7 protein-coding genes and 1 pseudogene are annotated in these 6,500 nt (G+C 76.1%); 2 read left to right on the top strand and 6 right to left on the bottom strand.

Annotation, left to right across the window (positions count from 1 at the left end; all coding sequences use genetic code 11):
• A partial coding sequence (locus tag AC2CHG_RS29000; RefSeq protein ID WP_484525991.1) for a helix-turn-helix domain-containing protein occupies positions 1–292 on the bottom strand: 292 nt, incomplete at its 3' end.
• A gap of 227 nt (positions 293–519) precedes the next feature.
• On the opposite strand from AC2CHG_RS29000, the gene metF reads away from it, so the two are divergent.
• Together metF and AC2CHG_RS28990 are read left to right on the top strand one after the other, a co-directional pair.
• Entirely contained in the window at positions 520–1,437 is a 918-nt protein-coding gene (metF, locus tag AC2CHG_RS28995; RefSeq protein ID WP_355511644.1) for a methylenetetrahydrofolate reductase [NAD(P)H], read from the top strand.
• Between the two features lie 44 nt (positions 1,438–1,481).
• Entirely contained in the window at positions 1,482–2,171 is a 690-nt protein-coding gene (locus AC2CHG_RS28990) for a CDP-alcohol phosphatidyltransferase family protein (RefSeq protein WP_013287633.1), read from the top strand.
• Between the two features lie 33 nt (positions 2,172–2,204).
• Here AC2CHG_RS28990 and AC2CHG_RS28985 read toward each other — a convergent pair whose 3' ends face one another.
• The 5 genes and pseudogenes from AC2CHG_RS28985 to AC2CHG_RS28965 form a co-directional block, all read right to left on the bottom strand.
• A complete protein-coding gene (locus tag AC2CHG_RS28985) occupies positions 2,205–3,692 on the bottom strand; it encodes a phytoene desaturase family protein (RefSeq protein WP_355511646.1) in 1,488 nt (495 codons plus the stop codon).
• Positions 3,693–3,704: 12 nt separating this feature from the next.
• The gene (locus AC2CHG_RS28980) at positions 3,705–4,832 is read right to left on the bottom strand and encodes a glycosyltransferase family 2 protein (RefSeq protein WP_484525990.1); all 1,128 of its coding nucleotides are present in this window, start codon (positions 4,830–4,832) and stop codon (positions 3,705–3,707) included.
• Positions 4,829–5,635 (bottom strand): carotenoid biosynthesis protein, encoded by an 807-nt coding sequence (locus AC2CHG_RS28975; protein ID WP_262014573.1) that lies wholly within the window; start codon positions 5,633–5,635, stop codon positions 4,829–4,831. Before AC2CHG_RS28975 ends, AC2CHG_RS28980 begins: the two co-directional genes overlap by 4 nt.
• Positions 5,632–6,186 carry a GNAT family N-acetyltransferase gene (locus tag AC2CHG_RS28970; protein WP_262014574.1) on the bottom strand — a complete coding sequence of 185 codons (555 nt, stop codon included), beginning with the start codon at positions 6,184–6,186 and terminating at the stop codon, positions 5,632–5,634. The genes AC2CHG_RS28975 and AC2CHG_RS28970 overlap by 4 nt, the downstream gene beginning before the upstream one ends.
• A pseudogene (locus tag AC2CHG_RS28965) lies at positions 6,183–6,500 on the bottom strand (monooxygenase); the annotation flags it as partial. The pseudogene AC2CHG_RS28965 and the gene AC2CHG_RS28970, both read right to left, overlap by 4 nt.

Below are 6,500 nucleotides of genomic sequence, written 5' to 3'. Positions count from 1 at the left end.
GGGCCGGGTCGACCACCGCGGGCGCCACGCCCAGCCGGCGGCTGCGGGCGGCGGCCCCGGCCAGCACCTCGCCCGGCACCCGCAGGACAGTCGCCAGCCAGGCGGACCAGAAGTCGCCGGGAAGCCGCAGCTGGCGCTCCCAGCGGGACACCTCGTTGCGGGTCAGCGTGGGCACGCCGGAGGCGGCGCAGAGCTCGTCGGCCAGCCGCTGCTGGCTCCAGCCACGGGCGGCCCGCAACTCGGCCAGCAGCGGCCCGAGCAGGCGCGTGGCCGGCGGCGGGGACGGGATCATCGGAACCTCCGGGGCGACGGCGCGGATGGCGACGCGGACGCCCGGCCAGGTGGTGGCGCCGGTGCGTCGCCGTCGTGGCGACCCCCGCGCGGGCCCCCGGAACGGCCGTCGGCCGCCCCACCGCGCTGCCGCATTTCTACCCCCGGGGTACGACGTCGCGCCGGGACAGGTGTTCGCGGGCTGGGAAGATTCCCGGTGCGGCGTGCCGTCCCGGTTACAGTCGGTCCGTGGCGCTCGGTCTTCCCTCGGTCCTTCCCAATCCCCAGCCGGCCATCGGGGAGCTGATCCGTGACGGCCGCCCCACGTTCTCCTTCGAGTTCTTCCCGCCGAAGACCCCGGCCGGGGAGAAGCTGCTCTGGCAGGCCATCCGCGAGCTGGAGTCGCTGCGGCCCTCGTTCGTGTCGATCACCTACGGCGCGGGCGGCTCGACCCGCGACACCACGGTGGCGGTGACCGAACGCATCGCCACCGAGACGACGCTGCTGCCGATGGCGCACCTGACCGCGGTGAACCACTCGGTCGCCGAGCTGCGGCACGTGATCGGCCGGCTGGCCTCGGTCGGGGTCCGCAACGTGCTGGCCGTGCGGGGCGACCCGCCGGGCGACCCGGGCGGCGAGTGGATCGCCCACCCCGAGGGCGTCCGGTACGCCGAGGACCTGGTCCGGCTGGTCCGCGACAGCGGCGACTTCAGCGTCGGCGTGGCCGCGTTCCCGTACAAGCACCCGCGCTCGCCGGACGTGGACAGCGACACCGCGCACTTCGTCCGCAAGTGCCGGGCCGGCGCGGAGTTCGCGATCACCCAGATGTTCTTCGACGCCGACGAGTACCTGCGCCTGCGCGACCGGGTCGCCGCCGCCGGCTGCGACACCCCGATCCTGGCCGGGGTGATGCCGGTGACCCAGATCGGCACCATCGAACGCTCGGTGCAGCTGTCCGGCGCGCCGTTCCCGCCCGCCCTGGCGCAGCGGTTCGAGCGGGTGGCCGACGACCCGGAGGCGGTCCGCCGACTCGGCGTCGAACAGGCGGGCGAGATGTGCGAGAAGCTGCTCGACGAGGGTGTGCCGGGGATCCACTTCATCACCCTCAACCGGTCCACCGCGACCCGGGAGGTGTGGCAGCGGCTGCGCGCCGCCGCGCGGGTGTGACCACCCGCCACACGACACCCGCGCCGTGCTTCTACGGTTGACCCGTGGTGGGCACACAGCTGAACTGGGACCAGTACGCGACCGCGTGGGCGCGGCTGCACGGCGGCTTCGATCCGCGTACCGCCGCGCCGGTGGTGCGCGCCTGGCTGCGCTTCGCCTACCACGTGGGCTACGTGCTGGGCCGGCTGCGCGTCGGCCCCACCCCGGTGACCGTGTTCGGGGTGCTGCTCTGCTTCTGCGTACCCCTGTTCGTGGAGCGGCCCGGCAACGGGCCGTTCCTGGGCGCGTTGTTCGTGCTGCTGGCGGCCGTGGCCGACAGCGTGGACGGCGCGGTGGCGGTCGCGACCGGCCGCACCACCCGGCTGGGCTACGTGTACGACTCGGTCGCCGACCGGCTCGGCGAGGTGGCCTGGCTGGTCGCGTTCTGGCTGCTCGGCGCGCCGGGCGCGCTGGTCGCGGCGGCCGGTGGGCTGTCCTGGCTGCACGAGTACGTGCGGGCGCGCGCGGTCTCGGCGGGGATGCGGGAGATCGGCGCGGTGACGGTGGGGGAGCGACCCACCCGGGTCTGCGTGGCGCTGGTCGGGCTGCTGGTCGCCGGGCTCACCGGGCTGATCGACGCCGACCTGACCGCCGGCACGATCACCATGGCCACCACGGTCTGGGTGCTGCTCGCCGGGTTCGGCCTCGGTCAGTTGCTCTCCGCCGTCCGCCGCGCCCTGGTCGACGCCGGCTGACCGCCGCGCGCCCGTGCGGCGGTCGGCGACACCTCACCAGGCCGGGCCGACCGCCTCGGCGACGATCTCCGCGGACAACGTCACCATGGGCAGCCCGCCGCCCGGGTGACTGGAGCCGCCGACCAGCCAGAGCCCGGCCACCGGCCCCCGGTTGGCCGGGCGCAGCAGCCCGCCCGCGGTGCCGTAGATCGCCCCGCCCGGCGCGCCGGTGGCCGCGTCCAGGTCGGCCGGGGTGCGGATCTCCCGGAACACCAGCCGGTCCCGCACGTCGGCACCGCGCTCGGCCAGCACGTCGAGGATCCGGTCCGCGTACGCCTCGGCCAGGCCGGGCCGCCGCCAGTCCACAGCGCTCGCGGCGGTCCCGTGGCGGGGCGCGTTGACGAGCACGAACCACGCCTCGTGGCCGTCCGGGCGGACCGCCGGGTCGTCGGCGGCGGTGACGAACACGGTCGGGTCGGGCGCCGGGCGGGCCCGTACCCCGCGACCCGGGTCGCCGAACACGGCGTCGAACTCGGCGTCGTAGTCGCGGGGGAAGAAGACGGTGTGGTGGGCCAGCCCGGAGTCGCCGCGTACGCCCAGCAGCAGCACGAACCCGGCCAGGCTGCGGTCGGTGAGCGCGGCCAGCCGGCGCGGGTCGGGCAGCAGGTCCCGGTAGAGGGTGAGCGCGTCCACGTTCGCCACCACCACGTCGGCGGGCACCGGCGCGGCGGACCCGGCCACGCGTACCCCGTGCACCCGCCCGCCCGCGGCGTCGATCCGGGTGACCGCTGCGTCGGTGCGTACCACCACACCCAGGTCCAGGCAGCGCGACAGCAGCGCGTCGGCGAGCGTGCCCAGTCCGCCGCGCAGGTACCAGCCGCCGTACGCCAGCTCGGCGTAGGGGACGGCGACGAGCGCGGCCGGGGCGCGGCGCGGGTCGGCGCCGGTGTACGTGGCGTACCGGTCCAGCAGCATCCGCATCCGCGGGTCGGACAGGTGGCGGCGGCCCAGCCCGCGCAGACTGCGGCCGGGGCCGATGGCGGCCAGGTCGCCCAGCCGCCAGGCCAGCGCCGCCAGGTCACGGGGCGAGTCGACGGTACGGCGCAGGATGTCCCGGTGCGAGGCCGCCCACACCCGGTCCGCGCGCCGCCACAGCCCGCGCCAGTCGGCGGCGGACCGGTCCCCGAACGCGGCGCCGATCCGGGCGGCGAACTCGTCCGGGTCGGCGCAGGAGTCGAGCGTGGGCCCGCCCCCGGGGAAGACGTGCCGCACGATCGGGTCCAGCGGGACCAGGTCGAGGTATTCGTCGAGCTTCGCCCCGGTCGCCTCGAACAGGTCGTGGAAGACCTGCGGCAGGGTGAACAGGCTCGGCCCGGTGTCGAAGTGCCACACCCCCTCCGGGGTGTGGTGGGCGTACCGGCCGAGCTTCCCCCCGACCGTGCCGGCCCGTTCGAGGACGGTGACCTCGTGCCCGGTGACCGCGAGCCGGGCGGCGGTGGCTAGCCCGCCCACCCCGGCGCCGATGACCACGATGCGCGCCATGGCGTGCCCCTCCTAGGTGACCGGGCGACCCCGCCAGGTGAGCCGGTGTCGCTTCCGCAGATGGTACGACCGGACGGTCAGCCAACCGAGGACCACGACCGACACGGGGTGGCCCAGCGCGTCGGGCCACGCCCGTCCGCCGGTCGCGCGGGCGCTGACCACCCGCCCGGCGACGCCGGCCAGGTAGGCCAGGAACGCCACCGCGGCCACCGCCGGCGCGCCGGCGAGCAGCGCCCCGAGAGCCAGCAGCGGCGGCGCGACGTAGAGCGCGACCAGCAGCGCCAGCACGGCCGCCGCGGCGGCGGGGTGCCCGAACGTCGCCCACAGCGACTTCGTGTAGCCGTCGCGCAGCTGCGGCCAGGTGTCGTACATCCGGCAGGACGCCAGCCGGGACCCGTCGGCCAGCGCGATCCGCCCGCCGGCCCGCTTCACCGCCCGGGCCAGCTCGATGTCCTCCAGCACCTTGTCGGCCACCGCCGCGTGCCCGCCGGCCCGCAGGTAGCCGGCCCGGTCCACGAGCAGGAACTGCCCGCCCGCCGCGGCCAGCGACGGCCGTCGTGAGCGTTCCATCGCGCGCAGCGGCAGGAACGTCAGCCACAACCACTGCAGCAACGGCTGCACCAGCCGGTCGGCCGCAGTCCGCACCACGATCCGGGGGTACGGCGACAGCAGCGCCGCGCCGGCCGCGCGCAACTCGGTCACCGCCGCCGCCACCGCGTACGGGGTGAGCACCACGTCCGCGTCTACGAAGGCCAGCACCGCCGGTTCCGGGGCGGTACGGGTGGCGAGCTGCCAGCAGGCGTGCGGCTTGCCCAGCCAGCCCGGCGGCGGGGCGACGCCGGTGAGCAGCGTGAGGCGGGGATCGTCGCCTGCCACCGCGCGGACCACGTCGGCGGTGCCGTCGGTCGAGCCGTCGTCGAGCACCACGATCCGCAGGTCCGGTACGCCGCGCTGGGCCAGCAGCGCGCGCAGGCACGGGGTGACCCGCTCGGCCTCGTCGCGCAGCGGCAGCAGCACCGCCACCGGCTCGGTCACCTCGGCCGGGCCGGCGCCGGGGCGGCGCAGCCAGGCGTACGCGTTGACCAGCGTGTGCCCGGTCAGCGCGGCGACCGCCACGGTCAGCGCGAGGACGGCGATCATGCCGGGGCGTCGACGCGCGGCGCCGGCTCCGGCGTGCCGGCCCGGTCCCGCCGGCGGGCCCGCCACAGCGTCACCGCCAGCGGCACCGCCGCCACCGCCATCCCGGCCGCACCCCACAGCGCCGACGCCGGCAGCCGCAGGAACACCGCGTGCGCCAGCACGCTGGAGGCGTACGTCCAGAGGTAGAGCGCGAACATCGGGGCGTCCCGGCCGTCGACCCGGTCCACCGACGGGCCGGCGAGCGGGCGCAGCGCGACGGCGAGCAGTACCGCGAAGCCCAGCCAGCCCAGGTAGTTGCTGACCGGGATGCCGGGCAGCCCGGGCAGCGCCGGGGTGGCGTCGAGCCAGGTCCAGTAGCCCTCGGCCACCATCTGCGGGTCGAGGAACAGGTCCCAGGCGGCCAGCCCGACCGCCGAGAGCGCGATCCGGGCGACCCGGGAGCGGACCAGCCGGACCGCGGTGAGCCACGCCGGCCAGGCCATCCAGGTCCAGGCGAGCGGGATGATCAGCGGCACCCCGGCCAGCTTCGGGCCCAGCTCGCCGGAGTAGTCGTAGCTGCCGAACGGGAACCCGGTGGCCACACCGATCGCCTCCACCGCGAACCCGCCGCCGGTGACGACAGCGACCAGCGCGACGGCGGTACGGACGCCCCGGGTGAGCAGCGCGTGGCCGACCGAGAGCAGCCAGCCGAGCACCACTGTGGCCACCGTGAGCCCGGCCCGGGTCGCGCCGCCGGTGAGCGGGTAGCAGATCTGGGCGAGCACCAGCACGGCCAGCAGCGCCCAGGGCAGCCGCCCCCTCATGAAGCGTCCGGCGGGGGCAGCGGCAGGTCCCGGCCGAGCACGCCGAACGGCCGCTCGTCACCGGGGAAGTGGAAGTGCCGCAGGACGTCGACGAAGCCGAACCGGCGGTACAGCCGCCAGGCCCGGGACTTCTCCTCGTCGGCCTCCGGCGTGGACAGCAGCGTGGTGTCGCCCTCGGCCACGGCGAGCAGTGCGCGCAACTGGCGGGCGCCCAGGCCGTGCCCCTGCGCGGGCGGCCGGACGTGCAGCTCCACCACCTCGAACGGGTGGGCCAGCCAGCGTTGCCGGTCCTGCGCGTTCAGCGCCCGGTGCACCTGGTCGTGCCACCACTGCCCGGTGGCGCCCCGGTAGCCGTACCCGAAACCGGCCAGGTGTCCCTCGCTGGTCAGGCTGGCGACGGCGCGGAAGCCGGGCCGTCGCACGTGGGTGGCGATGTAGCCGCGGCGGGCCTCCAGCAGGTCGGGCCGGTAGCCCATCGCCTCGCCGTAGACGGCCACCACGTCGTCCAGCCGCCGGACCAGGTCGTCCGGTGTCCACCGCACCAGCCTCATGCGTACCCTCTCGATGTTTCCGGGTCGCCTTCGGCGGCGGCCCAGCCCAGCACCGTACGGTCGCCGACCACGTCGCCCACCGCGAACCGCGCGAACAGTTCCTCCGCGTACCAGCCCTCGGTGGGGGTACGGGTGATCGCGGCGCGGTGCTCCGGGGAACGGTACGCGAACGCGACCAGGTCCGCCGGATCGCGCCACACGCTCACCGTGCCCTGCCAGCCCAGCGGCGCCTCGCCGACGCCGAACCGGGCGAGCAGGCCGGGCGCGGCGTGCAGCTCGGCGGCGACCGGCGGGATCGCCCGCCAGAACGTGGC

Source organism: Micromonospora sp. ATLC20 (assembly GCF_057196585.1).
Note: the sequence above shows the minus strand (reverse complement) of the source record. Positions and strands in the feature narration are given on the sequence as shown.

Coding starts and splice junctions, on each gene's coding strand:
- AC2CHG_RS28970 (WP_262014574.1), bottom strand. CDS start 6,186: ATGAGGCTGGTGCGGTGGACACCGGACGACCTGGTCCGGCGGCTGGAC.
- AC2CHG_RS28985 (WP_355511646.1), bottom strand. CDS start 3,692: ATGGCGCGCATCGTGGTCATCGGCGCCGGGGTGGGCGGGCTAGCCACC.
- AC2CHG_RS28975 (WP_262014573.1), bottom strand. CDS start 5,635: ATGAGGGGGCGGCTGCCCTGGGCGCTGCTGGCCGTGCTGGTGCTCGCC.
- AC2CHG_RS28980 (WP_484525990.1), bottom strand. CDS start 4,832: ATGATCGCCGTCCTCGCGCTGACCGTGGCGGTCGCCGCGCTGACCGGG.